The organism is Gordonia sp. C13 (assembly GCF_023218005.1).
Taxonomy (GTDB): domain Bacteria; phylum Actinomycetota; class Actinomycetes; order Mycobacteriales; family Mycobacteriaceae; genus Gordonia; species Gordonia namibiensis.
Map to the genome: position 1 here is coordinate 1 of NZ_JALPSY010000034.1, position 20,521 is coordinate 20,521.

Sequence of the window (20,521 nt, forward strand, 5' to 3'; positions counted from 1 at the left end):
ATAGCTGTCATTGATAGGTGGCTGCCATTCGGAAATATCAGCAAACACTTTGTCGACCATTATCTTCTTCTCCATTTCTGATGATTCGGGGTTGATCGTCGGAGCGGTAGAGACTGAGTCGGTCGGTGGCGCTCAGCCACCCTGCCGTGACCGACCTAATCCGCAAACCCATTGGGGTAAAGCTACTCTCAGGCGTAGTGCAACCTGCCGACAGATGTGCTGCCGGAGGGGCGAAAAGACTATTGTGATCTTCGGTGTTGCGTGGAGGACGGGTGTCCACAACACATCCTGCTGCACCGGTTGGCGTATTTGGGTGTCGATTTATGGTGCGGCCTGGGTTGATACGTAAGTGTCGGTGGCGGATGCCACCCTGTCGTTGGCTTGTCACCTGCGGGCGCCGCCGCGGGGAGCATGCTTATGTCAGTTACGTAGGTGAACACCTGCCCTCCAAACGAATACAAGTGCCGGGGACGTCTTCCCCAATGGTCACCATGGAGCCGCACCCCTGATCGACTGAGACGCTGCCCGATCGGCCCGTCAGCATCTGCGCGGAGCAGACATTCTTGTCGCTCTCGCTTCGAGCGTGCGTGCTGACACGCGCCACACGGCGAACCAGCCAGATGGCGGTGCGGGTGGACAGAACTGCGCCGTGATGGCGGTGTACGGGATTCGCGGGGCTCACTAGAGTGTGATCCGTGACACTTCAGGAAGAGGGCGGCAGGGGTGCGGGCGTACGGCGTCCGCGTTTCGACCCCGAGCTGAAGGCCGGCCTTGCGGTTGTCGGTGGGGTCTTTCCGCCGACCATTACCCCCGACTTGATCCCATTCATGCGACGGTCTTATGCGTCCCCGCCGGTGGCGGAGACCCTTGAGGGCCGCCACGTCCTCCACGAGGAGTACACCGTTCGGGGTCACGGCGGCGACGAGATCGTAACCTCGGTCTTCCGATCCCCTGACCATCCCGGATCGCGGCCGGCCATCGTGTATGCCCACTCGGGTGGGTTGATGTTCGGCGATCGCTTCAACGCGCTGGCGATGAACCTCGATTGGGTCGAGCAACTCGGCGCCGTTCTCGTGTGCCCCGAGTACCGGTTGGCACCGGAATTCCAAGACCCGTATGCCCGCGAGGATCTATACGCCACCCTCGTGTGGTCGGTCGCCAACGCCGGTGATCTGAGCATCGACCCTCGTCGAGTGATGGTCGCCGGCGCTAGTGCCGGGGGCGGTCTGGCCGCTGGCGCCGCACTGGCCGCCCGCGACCGTTCGGGTCCCGCGCTGTGCGGACAGTTGCTCGTCTATCCGATGCTCGACGACCGGGGGCGAACCCCGTCTACCGGGCAGTTCGACGGCGTCGGGGTGTGGGACCGCATCAGCAACGAGACCGGGTGGGCGGCGGTGCTGGGTGACAGATACGGCAGCGACGATGTCTCGCCCTATATCGCCCCTGCTCGCGCTACCGACCTGACCGGCCTCCCACCGGCGTTCATCGACGTGGGGTCGGCGGAGATCTTTCGCGACGAGGCGATCGACTATGCGACCGCGATCTGGCGGGCCGGTGGTGACGCCGAGCTGCACGTATGGACCGGTGGGTTTCATGCCTTCGACATTTTCGCCCCGCACACCGCTCTCGCCCAGGGCATGATGCGTGCCCGTTTCGACTGGGTGGCGAATCGGTTGTCCGACTGAGTTTCTCGCAGTGAAAGTTACACAGAACAAAGGAGTTCACGATGACCACGACGAATAGCAGCTCGATCGCCGAGGCGGTCGACCGCGTCGTTCAGGACGCGGCGTCTCGGGTCCCCGGCGTCGTCGCCGGCGTCACGACGGCGGAGGAGACGCTATACCTCGGGGCCTCCGGATACCGCGACCTGGGCACCAAGACGCCGATGACCACCGACTCGGTGTTCGCGATCTTCTCCACTACGAAGGCCCTGACGGGTGTCGCGGCACTGCAGCTGCGCGAGAGCGGGGACCTTGACTTCGACGCGCCGGCAAAGGAATACGCTCCGGCGCTGGGCGAGGTGCAAGTCCTTGAGGGCTTTGACGACAACGGTGATCCGGTCCTGCGGGCGCCCAAGTCCGACATCACCACCAAGCAACTGCTGCTCCACACTGCGGGGTTCGGATACGACTTCTTCAACGAGCAGTACAACCGTCTGGCGGAAAACCATGGGCAGCCCAGCATCGTCACTTCGAGTCGCCGCGCTCTGCAGACACCTTTGCTGTTCGATCCGGGCGAGCAGTGGGAGTACGGCAGCAACATCGACTGGGCCGGACAGGTGATCGAGGGGATTACCGGCCGCCGGCTCGGTGAGGTGTTCCGCGACCGCATCCTCACTCCGCTGGGCATGACCAACACATCGTTCACCCTTGATGGCGACATGGAATCGCGGGTGGCGACCATGCACCAGCGCGGCGCCGACGGGACGCTCGAACCAACCGACTTCCGTCTGCCCGACCCCGAGGTCCACATGGGTGGTCACGGCCTGTACTCGACGGTCGGGGACTATCTGTCCTTCATTCGGATGTGGCTCAACGACGGCTCGGCGACGTCGGGCGAGCAGATCCTGCGGCCCGACACCGTCGAGTTCGCCGCGCAGAACCACCTCGGCGATCTCAAAGTCAAGATGCTCCCCGGGGTGATCCCCACTCTGAGCAACGACGCAGAGTTCTTCCCCGGCCAGTCCAAGTCCTGGGCTTACACCTTCATGGTGAACGACGAGGAGGCGCCGACGGGACGTCCCGCTGGCAGCATCGCCTGGGCGGGGCTGGCAAATCTCTACTACTGGATCGACCGACGCAACTCGATCGGCGGATACTGGGCCACGCAGATCTTCCCGTTCGCCGACGCGGACTCCGTAACCGGTTACCTAGACCTGGAAACCGCGACCTACCGGGCGTTGCGCGGCTGACAATGGGTCTCGCCCGTCCGTCGCCGTCCCGTCGCTGAGGAGTTCGTGATGCAGGAGCTGCTCGGCAGAATCGCGGCGCTCGACCCCGACGCCAGTCTGGGGATTCGAGTGATCGCCTGCTTCGACGAACTCATCCTCGGCGACGTCAACACCCGTGGTCTGCTGGCTACCGCAGCGTCGCTGGCGGGGTGTCCGGCGGGGGCCAAAACCGGCGCCGGAAGATCCGAGCTACGGCTCGGCCCTTCCGGCGACGTGCTCACAGGCGCCCGCCCCGACGACGTCACGGTCAGCCAGCTTCCGGGGGGCGTCCACGTCTGGTTGGAGCGCAGCGGGTCGCCACACGCCAACGACGCGATCATTCTCGAGCGATTAGCGCTAGCGGTGGGCGTACGGGCAGGGATTGAGCGCCGGGAGATCGAGCCGCGCCGTGATCTGCGTGTCGTGCTTGACTCGGCGACGTCCGCGTCGGAGCGAGCCGAGGCAGCCGGACGGCTGGGCCTCGACGCGACCCGGACCCACAGGGTCGTAGCCGCTCCGCTATTCGCTGTGTGGGAATCGCATCCGGCGGGTCCCTCGGACGTCATCAGCACCGCGTTTGGTCCGGTACACGCCACGGTCGTGCCTGCCACGACCACCGAGCTCGACGTGCGACCGTCGGGGGTCGGCATTGCCACCCCCATCGACGAACTCGAGGCGTCGTTCCGCACCGCACTCGTCGCGGTCCGGCTGTGCCGCCCGCCGTCGGACCCGTTCGTCTGCGCGGACCGTTACGGCGGGCTGATTCAGCTCCTCGCCGACGCCGGGCCATCCACGACCGCCACCAGCGACTCGGCCCGCATCGCTACGGTGATGGCCCACCCGTGGGCCGATTCCACCATCGAGGCCATTCTGGCCACGTCGTCAGTACGCCAGGCCGCCCGCCACGCCGGCGTCCACCACAGCACGGCGCAGACGCGGTCCGAGCTTCTCCGCGCCGAGGTCGGCTTCGACTTCCAAGACGGGTACGGCCGCATCAGGCTCGGCCTGGCATATCTCGCATGGCGACTCGACTCCTCGCGAGTCTTCGACCTTCCCGCTCCCGGGTAGGACGAATCCGGGCACCCTCCTGATTACGTCGACTCAAGCCCGAATCCCCCTGTCGTTCCACTGGTTTGAAATGCCGACAACGTAGCGTTCTGACACTTGTGTCATCGTCAGCGGTCAGAACCGGCGCGGGTGGGCGCTGCGGATGATCCGGACTCTGAGTGCTCGGGATTCATGGCTTTGTCGTCGGCGACCAGTGCCTCGGTGTGCACGGGCGGCGGCCCGATCCCGTTGAACCGCCTCGAGATGGGCGGTCGCGCCCTTCGGCGCTGTCACGGTGTCCGCAGTAGAGGTTTCACCGGCAGCAGCCAAGGCTGCGACTCACAGAATGACACCTCGCGAGCCGGGAACGTCTCACCAGGGGATCAGCCCCAACTTCCGAGCGAGAACGGGTTCAGCCAACGGAACCGGGTTCGGTGAGGGGCTAACGGCGCCAGCAGATCTCGCTCAAGCACATGACCAGATGCGGGAGATCTGCCAATGCCCCGTCTCTATTCGCTGTGCGTCAGCATGAGGAGCTCGTCGCCGACTGCGGCGGTGGTCGCTCACATACTGAGAGGGGCCTCTAGCCCGGAGATCAACATGCTGGTGATCTCAACCGCGAGGTCACGGACCTCGTCGGCGGACTGACCGGGCCGTGTGCGAAACCACGCGTCGATCGAGTTCAAGCTTCTGAGCAGCATGCGGGCGGTCAGCTGGGGGTCTCCGGGGCGCAACGAACCGTCGTCCATACCCTCGATCACGACACGCCGGAACATGGATTCGTAGTCGTCGCGGATCAGTGCCGAACGGTGCCCGCGTCGTGCTCAGCGTCGGCGCAGCCGAGGCGCCGTCGGAGGATTGAGCTTCGCGCGTATGAGTTTCCGTCCCGCCTCTTGAGCTCACCAGATGGGACGGAAGTCGATGCGCGGGAAGACAAGGGCCCCGACCGGAACGAATCCGGCCGGGGCCCTTGATGTCTGCTGGTCATCCAGCAGCGAGTGCCTTACTTCGCAGCGAGGTTCTCGTTGGTCAGCTTGGTGACACCCTGCTCGGCCTTCTCGACAAGCGAGGCCGGCGGCTCGAAGTGCTTGCCGTACTTGCCGGCGAGCTCCTTGGCGCGCGCGACGAAGCCGGGCACGCCACCCTCGTAACCGTTGATGTACTGGATGACACCGCCGGTCCAGGCCGGGAAGCCGATGCCGAAGATCGAACCGATGTTGGCGTCCTCGACGGAGGTGAGCACACCTTCGTCGAAGCACTTGACGGTCTCGAGGGACTCGGCGAAGAGCATGCGCTCCTTCATGTCCTCGAGCGGGATCTCCGTGGTACCCGACTTGAACTGCTCACGCAGACCCGGCCAGAGCTGGGTGCGCTTGCCGTTCTCGTCGTAGTCGTAGAAGCCCTTTCCGTCCTTCTTGGCGGTACGGCCGTTCTCGACCATCCAGTCGACGACGGCGTTCGAGCCGTGCTGCGGAACTTCCTTGCCCTCTGCCTTGAGCGCCGCCTCGGTCTCCTTGCGGATCTTCTGCGGCAGGGTCAGGGTCAACTCGTCCATGAGCTGGAGCGGCGCGGCCGGGTAACCGGCCTGGGTGCCCGCATGCTCGATGAACGCCGGTTCGACGCCCTCACCGACGGCCGCGATGGCCTCGTTGATGAAGGTGCCGATGACACGGCTGGTGAAGAAGCCACGGCTGTCGTTGACGACGATCGGGGTCTTGCGGATCTGCAGGGTGTAGTCGATGACCTTGGCCAGCACTGCATCCGAGGTCTTCTCACCCTTGATGATCTCGACCAGCGGCATCTTGTCGACCGGCGAGAAGAAGTGGATACCGATGAAGTCCTCGGACCGCTTCACGCTCTCGGCGAGGATGGTGATCGGCAGGGTCGAGGTGTTGGAACCCAGGACGGCGTCGGGCTCGACGATGTCCTCGATCTCCTGGAACACCTTGCGCTTGACCTCGACCGACTCGAAGGCGGCCTCGATGACGAGGTCGACGCCCTTGAAGTCCTCCGGATCGACGGTCGGGTGGATGCGGGCGAGGAGCGCGTCGCTCTTCTCCTGCGTGGTCTTGCCACGCGAGAGGGCCTTCTCCTCGAGCTTCTCCGAGTAGCCCTTACCGCGCTTGGCAGCCTCGAGGTCGATGTCCTTGAGGACGACCTCGATGCCGGCCTTGGCCGAGACGTATGCGATGGCCGCGCCCATCATGCCGGCGCCGATGACGCCGACCTTCTTGGCGGTGTACTTGTCGTAACCCTCGGGGCGCGAGCCGCCACCGTTGATGTGCTGGAGGTCGAAGAAGAACGCCTTGATCATGTTCTGCGCGACCTGGCCGGTGACCAGCGACACGAAGTAGCGGGTCTCGACGATGTCGGCGGTGTCGACGTCGACGTAGGCGCCCTCGACGGCTGCGGCCAGGATGGCGCGCGGGGCCGGCATGTTGGCACCCTTGATCTGCTTGCGCAGCAGGGCCGGCAGAGCCGGGAGGTTCGCGGCGAAGGCCGGGTTGGTGGGAGCACCGCCCGGGATCTTGTAGCCCTTGACGTCGAACGGCTGCTGGGCCTCGGGGTTCTCCTTGATCCATGCCTTGGCGGCGGGGATCAGTTCCTCGATGGAGCCGACGACCTCGTTGATCAGGCCGGTCTCCTTGGCCTTGGTCGGGTTGAAGCGCTGCCCCTGGAGCAGAACACCCATGAGGGCGTTCTGGATACCCAGCAGGCGGACGGTACGGACGACGCCGCCGCCACCGGGGAGCAGGCCGAGGGTGGCCTCGGGCAGACCGATCTGGACACCCTTGACGTCCGCGGCGATGCGGTAGTGGGTGTGCAGCGCGATCTCCAGGCCGCCACCGAGGGCGGCGCCGTTGATGGCCGCGACGACGGGCTTGCCCAGGGTCTCGAGACGACGCAGCACCTTCTTCATGGCGTTGGTGGTCTCGGTGATCTGGGTGGCGATCTCGGCCTTGGAGACGTTCGAGCGGTCGCTCGTCATGTCCTTGAGGTCGCCGCCGGCGAAGAAGGTCTTCTTCGCCGAGGTCAGGATGACACCGGTGATGTCGTCCTTCTCCGCCTCCAGGCGGTCGACGGTCGCAGCCATCGACTCCTGGTACAGCGCGTTCATGGTGTTGGCGCCCTGGTTGGGGTCGTCCATGGTCAGGATGACGACGCCGTCGGCGTCCTTCTCCCAGTTGATCATGTTGTCACTCATGGTGTTTCGCAGAGTTCTTTCTCGTGAAGTGGGAGCGGGTCGTCAGAGACGCTCGATGATGGTCGCGACGCCCATGCCGCCACCGATGCAGAGGGTGATCAGGCCGTAGCGGCCGCCGGTGCGCTCGAGCTCGTCGAGGCAGGTGCCGTAGATCATCGCGCCGGTCGCACCGAGCGGGTGACCCATGGCGATCGCGCCACCGTTCACGTTGACCTTTTCGTGCGGGATCTTCAGATCCTTCATCCACTTCATGACGACCGAGGCGAAGGCCTCGTTCAGCTCGAAGACGTCGATGTCGTCGACGGTCAGGCCGGCCTTCTTCAGTGCCAGCTCGGTGGCCGGGGTGGGGCCGGTCAGCATGATGGTGGGCTCGGAGCCGACCTCGGCGAACGAGACGACGCGGGCGCGGGGGGTCAGGCCGTTGCGCTTGCCGGCCTCCTCGCTACCGATGAGCACGAGGCCCGAGCCGTCGACGATGCCGGAGCTGTTACCACCGGTGTGGACGTGGTTGATCTTCTCCACGCTCGGGTACTTCTGCAGCGCGACGTCGTCGAAGCCGGCCATGTCGGCGAGGGCGGCGAAGGCGGCCTTCAGCTTGCCGAGGCTCTCGACGGTCGAGCCCGGGCGACGGTGCTCGTCGTGATCGAGGATCGTGACGCCGTTGATGTCCTTGACGGGCACCACGGACTTGGTGAAGTAGCCGCTGTTCCAGGCCTTTTCAGCGCGAGCCTGCGACTCGGCGGCGTAGGCGTCGACGTCCTCGCGCGAGAAGCCCTCGATGGTGGCGATCAGGTCGGCGCCGATGCCCTGCGGGACGATGTAGTGGTCGTATGCGGTGGCCGGGTCGGTGAACAGCGCACCGCCGTCGCTGCCCATCGGGACGCGCGACATCGACTCGACACCACCGGCGAGAACCAAGTCGTCGAAGCCGGAGGCGACCTTGGCGGCGGCGAGGTTGGTGGCTTCCAGGCCGGAGGCGCAGAAGCGGTTGATCTGGGTGCCGGGGACGGTCTCGGGGAGACCGCTGTTGAGGGCGGCGGTGCGCGAGATGACCGCGCCCTGCTCGCCGACCGGGGAGACGACACCGAGGATGACGTCGTTGACGTCGGCCGGATCGAGACCGCCATGACGGGCCAGGACCTCGTTGATCAGACCCGAGACCAGGTCGACCGGCTTGACGCTGTGCAGCGCACCGCCGCGCTGCTTGCCACGGGGCGTACGGATCGCCTCGTAGATGAATGCTTGATCAGGCACGAAAGTGTTCCTTTCACACGAACCACTGGTTGGTTACCCACCGAGGCTAACGCGGAATAACTTGTTTGGCTATACCCGGTGGTCAAGAGGTCTGGCGTTCTGTCGAATGTGCGCTATGGTCTGTTCACCATGCCTGACCGCAAACCCACCACTCGCACTCGGGGCGCCGACCGCAAGCGACAGCTCGTCGACTCCGCGGCCGCGCTCTTCCTGCAGCGCGGGTATGCGCAGGTCTCGCTCGCGGACATCGCGCGCTCGGCCGGGGTCACGGCCCCCTCGGTGTATCGGCACTTCGACGACAAGCAGTCCCTGCTGGCCGCCGCGGTCCTGGCCGGCGTCGACGACCTCGAGTCCTGCACCGATCGGGCGCTGGCCGATGGCGTCGACGCGAACTCGCTGATCTCGACGGTCTGCGACCTGGCCGTCCAGCGCCCCCAGGCGGCATCGCTGTGGCGGTGGACCAGCAACTACCTCACCACCGAGCAGAACAAACTGGTGGCGGTCCGCACCCGCGAGGTGATCGGACACTGGGCGTCGGCGCTCGCCGCACGACGTACTGACCTCACCGAGCGCGAGGCCGTGCAGCTGGCGTGGGCGGTGCTGAGCGTCAGCGGCAGCCTCACCGTGCACCACACCCGCATGTCCGGGGCGCGTGCACGTGACGAGATCGAGAAGCTCATCCGTCGGATTCTCGCCCTGAGCCCCGCTGCGGCACCGCCGTTCGCGTCCTCGCCGACGGTGACCTCCGTTCCGGGTTCGCGTCGCGACGAGATCCTCGACGCGGCCGCCGAACTCTTCGCCGAGCGCGGGTACACCGACGTCGGCGTCGACGAGATCGGCGGCGCCGTCGGCATTGCGGGTCCCAGTGTCTACAAACACTTCCCGTCGAAGCTCGCCATTCTCGTGGCCATCGGCCAGCGCAGCGGGGCACGACTGGAGGCCGGGGTGATGGCCGTCTACGGCGCGACGTCTGATCCGGCGAAACTCCTTGCCGGTCTGGTCGATTCCTATGTCGAGACCATCACCAGCACCCCGGATCTGTCGGTGAGCTTCAACAACTCCCCCGCACTCGCCGGCCAGGCCAGCGCCACCGACCTCGTCGACGTCCAGCGGCGCTACGTGGCGCGCTGGGTGGACCTGCTCATGCAGGTCGACCCGGAGATCAAGCGCGATCAGGGCGCGGTCGCCGTGCACGCGGCGCTCTCGATCGTCAACGACGCCGTGCGCATGCGACGGGGCGCGAAGAGCCCACAGTTCGCCGCACGAATGGCCTACTTCATGAAGGGCGTGCTCGCGCTCTGATCCACGCCGTTCGCGCGCAGTCGGTCGAAAGGGCACCGTAGAGCTGCCGACCAGCTCCGGCATGGTCCGGAGCCGTACCGGCCGCCCCAGTCCGCTCACCCAAGCCTGTTCGACGCCTTGACCCGAGTTCAACTCATTCGACGTAGACTGCGGCAACCGCACTGAAGGGGGGAAGCTCATGTCGGTGGCTGCGGAGGTGCGCGAAGACGGTCCCCGTTCCAAACGCGCGCGAATCCTCACCGTCGCGATCGAACAGTTCGGCAGAGCCGGCTACGAGCACACGAAGTGGGCGTCGGTCGCCGGGGAGGTCGGCATCGGGCAGACGGCTCTCTATCACTACTTCGAGTCGAAGGCTCACTGCCTGCTGACCATCATGCGGCTCGAACTGACCGACTCGGTCGAGCGGTTCCGGGCGGGCACCGCCGGCATCCCGGATCCAGGGGAGGCCCTCCGGTCCGCCGTCGACGCCTCACTGCGCGGCGAGCCGATCGACGTCCTGCAACGCCGAATCCTGCAGAACCACATGGACCTCCTGGGCACACAGCGCCAGTCGGATGTGGAGGAGGCCGAACGCCTCCGGTCGCGGGAGCTCGTCGCCGAGATCGAGAAGAACTGGGCCGACCTGATCAAGCGCGGAATGGACGAGGGCGTGTTCGTCCAAGGCGATCCGGCGGTCCACTCCCGTCTCGTTCTCGGCGCACTCGTCAGTGTGTGGCGCTGGTACCACCCCGGTGGTCCGCTGTCCCTCGACGAGCTCGTCCGAACGGTGCCAGACAGTGCGATCCGAATGGTGACCGCACCGTAGACGGACGGACATTCCAACCGGTTCCCACGGCCCGGGCCGATTCGCGCAGAACGTAGAACGCCATCGGGGGTAGGCCGGGCGCGTCTGCCGTTATGCTGAGCCGACGCCGGAGATGGGACTCGGATCGGATGAACGACGCCTCGGACGCGCGGGACCTGCCCCGCTACACTCGCGACGAACTGGTCGCCGAACTCGGTCTGTCCGCCGATTTCGCCGAGAAGGCCTGGAATGCCTTCGGGTTCGTCCGACGGCCGTCGTCGGACAAGGTGTTCAGCGAGCGCGACCTGACCGCTCTGCGGATGTTCGCGTCGTCGTCGGCGGCGATGCCGGAGACCACTCAGATCGCGATGGCCCGGGCCATCGGTCAGACGATGTCCCGGTTGGCCGAATGGGAGGCCGATCTGCTGCGTGACATCGTCGATGACCCCGCCGTGCCATGGGACTTCGATCAGATGAGTCTCGCCGTCGGCCAGATCCAGCAGCTCATCTGGCGCCGGCACATGACGCAGGCGATCGAGCGTCACACCGACCATTCCGCCGACGAGGAGATCGACCTCATCGTCGGCTTCGCCGACATCGTCGGGTACACAAGCCTTTCCCGCCGTATCGACCTCAATGACCTGGAGACCCTGCTGGGTTCGTTCGAGGACGACACCTTCGACGTCGTCGTGGATCAAGGAGGGCGCGTCATCAAGACCCTCGGCGACGCGGTGATGTTCACCTTCGCCGACGCTGCTGCCGCCGCGAGCGCCGCCCTCGAGATCCACCGGCTTTCCGACGGCGACGACCTGCCACCGCTGCGCGTCGGCATGGCACGCGGCTCCGTCCTCGCGCGCCTCGGCGATGTCTTCGGCGAGCCGGTCAACATCGCGTCCCGCCTGGCCGGATCCGCGCGTCCCGGAACCACACTCGTCGACGACGCGATCGCCGATGAGCTCGCCGGTAACGACCGCTTTTACCTCAAACCGATACCGACACTTCGCGTCCGGGGGTACAAGCATCTCAAGGCCCGCGTACTCGAGGCACACCGCGACGGCCCGCTCGTCGACTGACCCCCTCTCGCTGTGCAGATGCGCCAGCCGGGAACTCGGTCTGAGGAACAGCCCGGTTCTTGCCCTCGTGCTGAGCGGGTTGGCATGTATCAGCGGTCGGGTCGGAAGACGATCCGAGGTGGCGCGTCTGGGGTGCGGGCACGGTCGAATGCATCGATGAGACCGTCGAACCCGACGACGTCACCGACAAGTGGGCTGGGATCGACGGTACCGGCCGCGACGAGGTCGCAGATTTCGAACCAGTCCTCGGGGCTGGGGCCACCGCCGAACTGGATCGAGACGCCTTTGATGTGCGCGGCTTCCGTCGGGATCGTGTCGGTCGCGGGTCCGCCCGCTGTGCAAATGCGGGTACCGAGAGGGCAGTCGTCGACGATGCCGCCGAGGATGTTCTGTGCCCCAGAGCACTCGTAGACGACGGGTCGGGCAGGCCGGCCAAGGAGATTCGGTCGTGGACTTCTTCTGGCGCGCCCCACGCAGCGGTCCGCCAAGCCGCGAATGCTGAATGTTCGCGAGGGTCTACGACGACGTGGGCTCCGAGTTTCTGGGCCAGCTCGCGGCGGGCAGGGTCGAGATCGGCGGCGACGATGGTCTCGACGCCTCGCTGAACAAGGGCGACAACCACTGATAGCCCGATCGCACCGAGTCCGACCACGAGAGGAACCGCCGCGGGGTCGGAGGTCCCCAGTCGGGTGTAGTACCACCCGACGGCCATCGCATCGACCAGCGCGACGCGTTCTGGTGCCATCTCGTCCAGGACTCGGCGCGCGAATCTTTCTGCGACGAGGAACTATTCACCGAAACCGCCAGGGTCATCGGCGCGCGCGAGATCGACGTCGATCCGATCGACACCACGGCAGTACGCCGACAGCGCCTCAGACATCTGCTGCTTCGCCAGCAGCTCGAACGCACGTCGCAGGGGACGCTCCAGCGGTCGTGACGCGCTGGACCTACCGGCCCATGGCGTAGCCTGCGTGCTGTGGCAGACGGGATTCCTGTCGTGCGCACCGCGTCGCCCGCGCCGCCTATCGGGCACTCCTGAGCGAGGACCCCGACGTCGAGCGGATGCGGCTGCAGATCGGCAAAGAACTGCGCCGCCGCCTCGCCGACGCCCTCGAGCTAGGGGTGGCCGACCCGCTCGTCGACCTACTCGACCTGGTCTACACCGGCGCCATCATGCGCGCCGGCAGCGGCCACATCACCTACGACGATGCGGTGACGCTCGTCGAGGACGCCGCCCGCCGAATACTGGACAGCCACCGCCCAACCCCGTAGACGACCGAATCGATCTCGTCCGATGCAATGTGCTGCGCTTTCCCTGACATCACGTGGGTCATGACACGTGAAATAGATTGCTACAAGGGCAAATTCGACGCCTGTCCGCGATGGCAAGTCAACGGGGTGGCCTAGCGCGGGATGACGCCGGCGTGCGGATTCCCATGTCGCGACGCCGCCCCAGTTCGACAACGGCCCGCTCGCGGGAGCCGCGATGGCGCGCCGGCCCTTGTGCTGACAGTCCGCGAGGTGACGAATCAGGCCTGAGGTACCGTCCGATCGTCGTCGTCAGACTCCTGGGCGTCTTTCGCGGCAGAATCGCGACTCGCCAGCGTTTCCTTTGACAGGTAGATGGCGATTGACGACACCGCGACGAGTCCGATGAAATACCACGCAATGGTGCTGGTACCACCACCGTCCATTTCGAAAAGCCAGTTGGCCATCAGCGGTGCAGTGCCCGCACCGAGGACTGAGCCGAGTTGGAACGTCAGGGAGACGCCGGTGTAGCGGTCCCGTGTATCGAATTTCTCAGAAAGAAATGCCCCGACCGGTCCGTACATCGATGCTTGGATTATCGGGTTACCGATTAGGAATCCGAGGGCGATCAGCCACGCACTGCCCGAATTGAACAAGGCGAACATCGGAAATACCAGAGCCACGGAGGTTGCGGCCCCGCACAACATGACAGGGCGCCTCCCGAATCGGTCTGACAGCCAAGCGAAGAATGGAATGGCGAATATATGCACAACACTCGAGAAGGTCAACATGTAGAGGGCCTCCTGGCGTGAGACCGCGCCTTGGCTCGCAACAAAAGGCACAATCCACACCGCGAGTAGTGCCTGCATGAACAGCGGACCGGCCACGGCGAGTATTCCGTAGATCGTAGACGCTGGATAGCGCTGAATGACCCGCAGGATGGGCGTGCCGGTCTGCACGTCACCGGTGCTGCGCGCCCTGGCGAACTCGGGCGATTCGGTTACCCGGATACGCATATACAGACCCATCACCACCAGAGCAGCCGACAGCAAGAAGGGAACGCGCCAGCCCCAGCTGAGGAATGCGTCGTCGGGTAGGCCGGCGAAGAGGCCGAGGACGAGCGTCGCAAGCACCGAACCGGTGGGGCCGCCCGTAACTGCGACCGATGCCGCGATCCCTCGGTTTCTCTCGGATACGTGTTCGGCGGCCATCAGCGTTGCACCCGCCCACTCGCCGCCCACCGCGAGACCCTGCACTATGCGCAAGACAACCAGCACAACGGGCGCGGCGATTCCGATCGTGCCGTAGGTCGGCAGCAGGCCGATCGTAACGGAAACCGCACCCATCAGAACCAGCGTAATGACGAGGATGTTCTTGCGGCCGTACCGATCTCCGAAGTGCCCGAAGAGAATTCCCCCCACTGGACGAGACACATATCCAGCCAAGAGAATGGCGAAGGAAAGTGTCGACCCGAGTGCACGGTCCATCGTCTCGGGGAAGAAGAGCTGAGGGAATACAAGGCCGGCAGCCGCACCATAGAGCAAGAAATCGTAGTACTCGACCGTACTGCCGAGGAAGCTCGATACAAGAGCCCGACGCGACCCCTTCGGGTCTTGTGTCGGGGTCGAGGTGGACGGGTTGGGCACAGTGGCTCCTCAGATGTCGTCTATCACGGTGTGGCCGAGTGGCGAATGTCACGAATGTACGGACGCGGTGGGCGAAGCAACCAACGTGTGTGCCGTCCCGCGGAACGGCCCACCTCGACTGTCACTTATGTTGGACTGTTCGTCACTCTTGACGGAAGGGGCCCCGGTGGGCACACTGTCCATGAAAAGTGCCGCATCGTCCACCACAAATGACACGTGACGGGGGTGCGCAGATCAGCCAACGAGGTGTACGTATGACAACTTCCACGGCGGCGACCCGTGACGATCGTGCCGCAGTCGACAAGGCGATGAGCCTACTGGCCGCTTTCGGCTCGGAGGCAGCAACCGGCGTGGGTGTCAGCGAATTGGGGCGTCGAGCCGGCCTGAGCAAGTCCACAGCATTTCGCGTGCTCGCGATGCTCGAACGCAACGGCTTCGTCGAACGCGCCGGAACCGACTACCGACTGGGCACCCGCTTGCACGATCTCGGACGTAGCATGCAGGCGCCCGGCCAGGACCGACTCAGGGACCTGCTCATTCCGTTCGTCACCGATCTCTTCACGGCCACCGGCGAAACGGTCCACCTGGCAGTCCTGCAGGGCACCGACGTGGTTTACCTGGCCAAGCTCTACGGACACCGTCACTTTCCGTCACCGTCGAGGATCGGGGGTCGCATGCCCGCGCACTGCACAGCGGTGGGTAAGGCCCTTCTGGCATACGACCCCGAGCATGCCCAGCGCGTGCTGGACGGACCGATGGACCGACCCACCGAGCGCACCATTCACGATCCGGCTGCACTGACCGCCGAGCTCGCCCTGGTCCGACGACAAGGAATCGCGGTCGAGATCAATGAATCCCGGCCGGGCCTGACCTGTGTGGCCGCGCCGATCCTGGTTGCCGGCGGCCGTCCGGTGGCCGCGCTGTCAGTGGCGGGCCAGGCCGGTCGGCTCGACGTCGACCGGCACGCCGCGGTGTTGCGCCGAGTGGCCAATGCCGCCGCGCGCACGGTCTCCATCCACGCGTCACTCAAATCGCCCGATCCTCGGATGTCGCGCCAGGGCGTGTCGGCGTGACGGACGTCGATCACCGTCGACAGACCCCCGTCTCCCTCGGCCAAGGCGACTCGGAGCTCTCACGCGGGCCCGAACTCGGTGACACGCCGAGTGGTGAAAGTCATGACGTCGATGACACCCTCCTGCGCCGGCCCGATCCAGATCCCGTTCCGTTGTAGGAAACGACCACTGGGATCGGCGGCGAGCGCTCGGCACTGTGAGATACATGCTTGCCGCAACCGCCATCTCCCAGGACGCATCTGACCCGCTCTCGGGCCTGATGCTCTCCGACGTTCCCAAACCCGAACCCCGGCCCGGCTGGTCGGTGGTCCGCGTGGTCGCCTCCTCGCTGAACATGCATGACCTGTGGACCCTGCGCGGGGTCGGGCATCCCCCGGAACGATTGCCCATCATCCTCGGTTGCGATGCCGCCGGTTATGACGAGGACGGGAACGAGGTCATCGTGTACCCCGTCATCGCCGATGCCGACGCAGGCATGGGCGACGAGACCCTCGACCCCCGCCGCGCTCTTCTGTCCGAGCAGCACAACGGTGCGTTCGCCGAATACCTCATGGTTCCGACCCGCAATCTCGTTCCCAAGCCCGACTGGTTGTCCTTCGACGAGGCCGCCTGCCTCCCGGTCGCCTGGACCACCGCATATCGGATGTTGTTCACACAGGCGAAGATCACTGCCGGAGACCGGGTTCTGGTCCAGGGAGCGGGCGGTGGTGTCGCATCCGCCGCCATCAAACTCGCACACGCAGCCGGTGCCGTCGTCTATGCCACGAGCCGCAGCGAGACCAAGCGCGCCGAGGCCTTGTCCTGGGGAGCGCGCGCCGCCGTCCCGTCTGGTGCGCGGCTGCCCGAGCGGGTCGACGTCGTCATCGAGACCGTGGGTGAAGCCACCTGGTCACACTCGATGAAGGCGTTGAGGCCCGGCGGGACGATCGTGATTGCCGGTGCGACCAGCGGCGCCAACCCGCCGGCCGACCTGAACCGCGTGTTCTACCTCCAGCAGCGCATCCTCGGGTCTACCGGTTCCACACGGAGCGAATTGGTGGCCTTGCTGCGGATGCTGGACGCCACCGGTGTGCGTCCGGTCGTCGACCGGACTCTGCCGCTGAGTGAGATTCACAAGGGTTTTCAGCTCATGATCGACGGCACTGTCACCGGCAAGGTCGTCATCCACCCGACTCCCCCGAACCAGTGAGGACCACTCCTATGACCAATGCCCTTGTCGGACTGTCCCATTCCCCCTTGATCGGCAAGAATGATCCGGCACCTGACGTCCTGGGCCGGATTGACGCCGCCGTCGAGGATGCCCGAGCGTTCGTTCGAGAGTTCGGTCCCGAACTCGTTGTTCTTTATGCGCCCGATCACTACAACGGCTTCTTCTACAAGGAGATGCCACCGTTCTGTCTCGCCACCGACGCACACGCGGTCGGCGACTTCGGCTCCACTGCGGGCCCGCTGTCGGTCGACGGCGCTGCTGCGAACGAACTCGCGCGTGGGGTGCTGGACCGCGGTGTCGATCTGACAATCTCGGCACGGATGACCGTCGACCACGGCTTCGTCCAGCCGCTCGAGGTGCTCTTCGGCGGCATCGATCGGGTGCCCGTGGTGCCGGTCTTCGTCAACGGGGTGGCGACCCCGCTTGGTCCTCTGCATCGCATCCGCGCCCTCGGTACCGCTCTCGGTGAGGCCGCCGGCGCCCTGGACAGGCGGGTGCTCTTCGTTGCCTCGGGCGGTCTGTCGCATGATCCGCCGGTCCCGGTGCTCGACGGCGCGCCGCCGCGGGTCGCCGACGCCCTGATCGAGGGGCACCCGCCCACCCCCGAGCAGCGCGCCCGCGGCGAGGAGCGCGTGATCCAGGCGGGACGTGACTACGCCGCAGGCGTCGCCACGATGATGCCGATCAACCCGGCTTGGGACAACCGGATTCTGGACACTTTCGAAAGCGGCGCCCTCTCCGAGATCGACGGCTGGACCGTGGAAGAGATGGCCGCCGAGGGTGGCGGTTCCGCACACGAAGTACGCACGTGGATCGCGGCGTACGCGTCGTTGGCCGCCTGCAGCCCGTACCGGATGCATTCGCGTTTCTACGAAGCGGTGCCGGAATGGATCGCCGGTTTCTCCGTGACCACAGCACTTCCGGAGGGACAGCGATGACCGGCCACGGCCCGACGACCAATTCGGTCGACGCCGTGCGCTCGGCCGCTGATCGACTCGCGATCGCCGCCGACACCGGTCGAGCCTGCCCCCCGGTCCGGGACCTGTTGGGGGACAAGGACATCAGGTCCGCTTATGCCGTGCAAGGACTCCTGATCGACGGGCGCGTCCGGGCAGGCGCCGCTGTGACCGGCCGCAAGATCGGCCTCACCTCTCCCGCGGTGCAACAGCAGCTCGGCGTCGACCAGCCAGATTTCGGCGTCCTCCTCGACGACATGGATGTCTCCGGTCTGCCCGAGGTCCCCAGCGCACGCCTGTTGCAGCCTCGTGCGGAAGCCGAGATCGCCTTCGAACTCGGCGAGGACCTCGACGAGGATCTCGACCTCGAGCGGGTCCGCGCGGCCGTCTGCCGTGCCACCGCGGCGCTCGAAATCGTCGACTCGCGGATCGCCGGCTGGGACATCACCATCACCGACACCGTCGCCGACAACGGATCCGCCGGGCTGTACGTGCTCGGTGACACGTGGCTGACCCTCGACGATCTCGAACCCCGCGACGTCGTGATGCAGCTGTTCGCCGACGACGAGCTGGTCTCCGAAGGGACCGGCGCCGCGTGCCTGGGCGACCCGCTGGCGGCTCTCGCCTGGTTGGCCGAGACCGCCCGCGACTACGGAAATCCGCTTCGGGCAGGGCAGATCATCCTCTCTGGCGCTCTCGGGCCGATGGTACCCGCCCCGCCTGGCACGACGATTCGGGCCGAACTGAGCTCTCTCGGCACCGTGACCGCCGTCTTCTCGAAGGATTCCGCATGACTGACACCCACAAGACCAAGGTCGCCATCATCGGATCGGGCAACATCGGAACCGACCTGATGATCAAGGTGCTCCGCAACTCCGACATCCTCGAGATGGGCGCGATGGTCGGTATCGATCCAGACTCCGACGGGCTCGCCCGCGCCGCGCGCCTGAACGTGCCCACGACCTCGGACGGCGTCGGTGGCCTCATCGCCCTGGATGGTTTCGACAAGATCGACATCGTCTTCGACGCCACCTCGGCGAAGGCACACCGCGCGAACGCCGACGCTCTGAAACCGCACGGCAAGAAGTTGGTCGACCTGACCCCGGCGGCGATCGGTCCCTTCGTGGTGCCGCCGGTCAACCTCGACGAGCACCTCGACGGCGATGCCGACAACGTCAACATGGTCACCTGCGGCGGACAGGCCACGATCCCGATGGTGGCCGCGATCTCTCAGGTCACCACGGTCGCCTACGCCGAGATCGTGGCGTCGATCGCTTCGCGCTCGGCGGGGCCCGGCACCCGTGCCAACATCGACGAGTTCACCGAGACGACCGCGCACGCAATCGAATCCGTCGGTGGCGCCGCGCGCGGCAAGGCCGTCATCATCCTCAATCCCGCTGAGCCACCACTACTCATGCGAGACACCGTGTTCGCGCTGATCGGCGACGCCGACCACGACGCGATCCGCGCCTCGGTTGCCGACATGGCCGCCCGAGTGGCCGACTACGTGCCGGGGTACCGGCTCAAGCAAGAGGTCCAGTTCACTCCGGTCCCCGATGACGAACCCGTGCACACCCTCACCCCCGCCGACAGCGACCCGGTGACGACGAAGGTATCGATCTTCCTCGAGGTAGAGGGCGCCGCCCACTACCTCCCCGCCTACGCCGGCAATCTCGACATCATGACCTCGGCAGCCCTGCGAACCGCCGAGACAATTGCCCGCCGAACCCGTTCCGCTCTTCCCGCCGAGGCCCGCTGATGACCGCTCTCCAGCACGACCTGTACATCCAGGACGTCACACTTCGCGACGGCATGCACGCCGTCCGCCATCGAATCGCCCCGTCCGACGTCGGGCGTATCGTGGCCGCACTCGACGCCGCCGGTGTCGCTGCCATCGAGGTCGCCCACGGCGACGGTCTGGCCGGCGGATCGCTCAACTACGGTGCCGGATCGAACACCGACTGGGAGTGGATTGAGGCCGCGGCCGACAACGTCACCAACGCGGTGCTGACCACCCTGCTTCTACCCGGCATCGGTACCATCGCCGAACTCGATCACGCCTACCGTCTCGGCGTCCGGTCCGTACGAGTCGCGACCCACTGCACAGAAGCCGACGTCGCCGCCCAGCACATCGCCCGAGCTCGCGAACTCGGCATGGATGTGTCCGGGTTCCTGATGATGAGCCATATGAATTCGCCCTCAGGTCTGGCCGAACAGGCCAGACTTCTGGAGTCGTACGGCGCGCACTGCGTCTACGTCACCGACTCCGGAGGCCGGCTGACGATGAACGATGTCCGCGACCGCGTCCGGGCATACCGTGACGTACTCGACCCCGCTACCCAGGTCGGCATCCACGCCCACGAGAATCTCTCGTTGTCGGTGGCCAACAGTGTCGTCGCCGTAGAGGAAGGCGTCACCCGCGTGGACGCGTCACTCGCCGGCCACGGTGCAGGTGCGGGCAACTGCCCGCTCGAAGCATTCATCGCCGTCGCCGATCTGTACGACTGGAAACACGGGTGTGACCTGTTTGCGCTGCAGGATGCCGCGGACGACATCGTGCGACCTCTGCAGGACCGGCCCGTGCGCGTCGACCGCGAGACCCTCAGCCTGGGCTACGCAGGCGTGTACTCGAGCTTCCTGCGCCATGCCGAGGCCGCCGCCGAACGGTACGGCCTCGACGTGCGGACGATCCTGCTCGAGGTCGGCAACCGCAAACTGGTCGGCGGGCAGGAGGACATGATCGTCGACATAGCACTCGATCTACTCGCCACAACGGCGTGAGATGAGCACGGCC

General features: G+C 65.9%; 18 protein-coding genes. 13 read left to right on the forward strand and 5 right to left on the reverse strand.

What is annotated here, in order from left to right:
* Positions 1-695: 695 nt before the first annotated feature.
* From M1L58_RS20800 to M1L58_RS20810, 3 genes are read left to right on the forward strand one after another with little or no spacing between them, the layout of a single operon-like run.
* Positions 696-1,685, forward strand: a complete 990-nt coding sequence (locus M1L58_RS20800) for an alpha/beta hydrolase (RefSeq protein WP_244278321.1) — start codon at positions 696-698, stop codon at positions 1,683-1,685.
* A 41-nt stretch (positions 1,686-1,726) separates the two neighbouring features.
* The gene (locus M1L58_RS20805) at positions 1,727-2,911 is read left to right on the forward strand and encodes a serine hydrolase domain-containing protein (RefSeq protein ID WP_248643922.1); all 1,185 of its coding nucleotides are present in this window, start codon (positions 1,727-1,729) and stop codon (positions 2,909-2,911) included.
* Positions 2,912-2,959: 48 nt separating this feature from the next.
* Positions 2,960-3,997: a PucR family transcriptional regulator gene (locus M1L58_RS20810; protein ID WP_137811067.1), complete on the forward strand. Its 1,038-nt coding sequence runs from the start codon at positions 2,960-2,962 to the stop codon at positions 3,995-3,997.
* Positions 3,998-4,539: 542 nt separating this feature from the next.
* Here the strand turns inward: M1L58_RS20810 and M1L58_RS23680 are convergent.
* The 3 genes from M1L58_RS23680 to M1L58_RS20820 form a co-directional block, all read right to left on the reverse strand.
* The gene (locus M1L58_RS23680; RefSeq protein ID WP_374112776.1) at positions 4,540-4,776 is read right to left on the reverse strand and encodes a hypothetical protein; all 237 of its coding nucleotides are present in this window, start codon (positions 4,774-4,776) and stop codon (positions 4,540-4,542) included.
* Between the two features lie 203 nt (positions 4,777-4,979).
* The gene (locus tag M1L58_RS20815; protein ID WP_248660335.1) at positions 4,980-7,181 is read right to left on the reverse strand and encodes a 3-hydroxyacyl-CoA dehydrogenase NAD-binding domain-containing protein; all 2,202 of its coding nucleotides are present in this window, start codon (positions 7,179-7,181) and stop codon (positions 4,980-4,982) included.
* A gap of 42 nt (positions 7,182-7,223) precedes the next feature.
* Complete coding sequence (locus tag M1L58_RS20820) at positions 7,224-8,435, reverse strand: acetyl-CoA C-acetyltransferase (RefSeq protein WP_248660336.1); 1,212 nt, start codon at positions 8,433-8,435, stop codon at positions 7,224-7,226.
* A gap of 129 nt (positions 8,436-8,564) precedes the next feature.
* Here M1L58_RS20820 and M1L58_RS20825 point away from each other — a divergent pair, with 129 nt between their 5' ends.
* The 3 genes from M1L58_RS20825 to M1L58_RS20835 all read left to right on the forward strand — a co-directional run bounded on the left by M1L58_RS20825 (position 8,565) and on the right by M1L58_RS20835 (position 11,594).
* Positions 8,565-9,737, forward strand: a complete 1,173-nt coding sequence (locus M1L58_RS20825; protein ID WP_248660337.1) for a TetR/AcrR family transcriptional regulator — start codon at positions 8,565-8,567, stop codon at positions 9,735-9,737.
* A gap of 178 nt (positions 9,738-9,915) precedes the next feature.
* Positions 9,916-10,542 (forward strand): TetR/AcrR family transcriptional regulator, encoded by a 627-nt coding sequence (locus M1L58_RS20830; protein ID WP_248660338.1) that lies wholly within the window; start codon positions 9,916-9,918, stop codon positions 10,540-10,542.
* Positions 10,543-10,670: 128 nt separating this feature from the next.
* On the forward strand, positions 10,671-11,594 hold the full coding sequence (locus M1L58_RS20835) for an adenylate/guanylate cyclase domain-containing protein (RefSeq protein WP_248660339.1): 924 nt from the start codon (positions 10,671-10,673) through the stop codon (positions 11,592-11,594).
* Between the two features lie 89 nt (positions 11,595-11,683).
* On the opposite strand, the gene M1L58_RS20840 is transcribed toward M1L58_RS20835, so the two are convergent.
* Positions 11,684-12,082: a hypothetical protein gene (locus M1L58_RS20840; RefSeq protein WP_248660340.1), complete on the reverse strand. Its 399-nt coding sequence runs from the start codon at positions 12,080-12,082 to the stop codon at positions 11,684-11,686.
* A 574-nt stretch (positions 12,083-12,656) separates the two neighbouring features.
* Between M1L58_RS20840 and M1L58_RS20845 the strand changes: the two genes are divergently transcribed.
* Positions 12,657-12,866, forward strand: coding sequence for a hypothetical protein (locus tag M1L58_RS20845; protein WP_248660341.1), 210 nt, complete (start codon positions 12,657-12,659; stop codon positions 12,864-12,866).
* A 257-nt stretch (positions 12,867-13,123) separates the two neighbouring features.
* On the opposite strand, the gene M1L58_RS23530 is transcribed toward M1L58_RS20845, so the two are convergent.
* Entirely contained in the window at positions 13,124-14,488 is a 1,365-nt protein-coding gene (locus tag M1L58_RS23530; protein WP_248660342.1) for an MFS transporter, read from the reverse strand.
* Positions 14,489-14,796: 308 nt separating this feature from the next.
* Between M1L58_RS23530 and M1L58_RS20855 the strand changes: the two genes are divergently transcribed.
* From M1L58_RS20855 to dmpG, 6 genes are all read left to right on the forward strand, one after another.
* The gene (locus M1L58_RS20855; RefSeq protein ID WP_248660376.1) at positions 14,797-15,561 is read left to right on the forward strand and encodes an IclR family transcriptional regulator; all 765 of its coding nucleotides are present in this window, start codon (positions 14,797-14,799) and stop codon (positions 15,559-15,561) included.
* Between the two features lie 205 nt (positions 15,562-15,766).
* Positions 15,767-16,750, forward strand: coding sequence for a zinc-binding dehydrogenase (locus M1L58_RS20860; RefSeq protein WP_248660343.1), 984 nt, complete (start codon positions 15,767-15,769; stop codon positions 16,748-16,750).
* Between the two features lie 11 nt (positions 16,751-16,761).
* Complete coding sequence (locus tag M1L58_RS20865; RefSeq protein ID WP_248660344.1) at positions 16,762-17,709, forward strand: 3-carboxyethylcatechol 2,3-dioxygenase; 948 nt, start codon at positions 16,762-16,764, stop codon at positions 17,707-17,709.
* Positions 17,706-18,521 (forward strand): 2-keto-4-pentenoate hydratase, encoded by an 816-nt coding sequence (locus tag M1L58_RS20870; RefSeq protein ID WP_248660345.1) that lies wholly within the window; start codon positions 17,706-17,708, stop codon positions 18,519-18,521. The genes M1L58_RS20865 and M1L58_RS20870 overlap by 4 nt, the downstream gene beginning before the upstream one ends.
* Positions 18,518-19,486, forward strand: a complete 969-nt coding sequence (locus tag M1L58_RS20875; protein WP_248660346.1) for an acetaldehyde dehydrogenase (acetylating) — start codon at positions 18,518-18,520, stop codon at positions 19,484-19,486. The genes M1L58_RS20870 and M1L58_RS20875 overlap by 4 nt, the downstream gene beginning before the upstream one ends.
* On the forward strand, positions 19,486-20,508 hold the full coding sequence (dmpG, locus tag M1L58_RS20880) for a 4-hydroxy-2-oxovalerate aldolase (RefSeq protein ID WP_248660347.1): 1,023 nt from the start codon (positions 19,486-19,488) through the stop codon (positions 20,506-20,508). Before M1L58_RS20875 ends, dmpG begins: the two co-directional genes overlap by 1 nt.
* Positions 20,509-20,521: the final 13 nt, after the last annotated feature.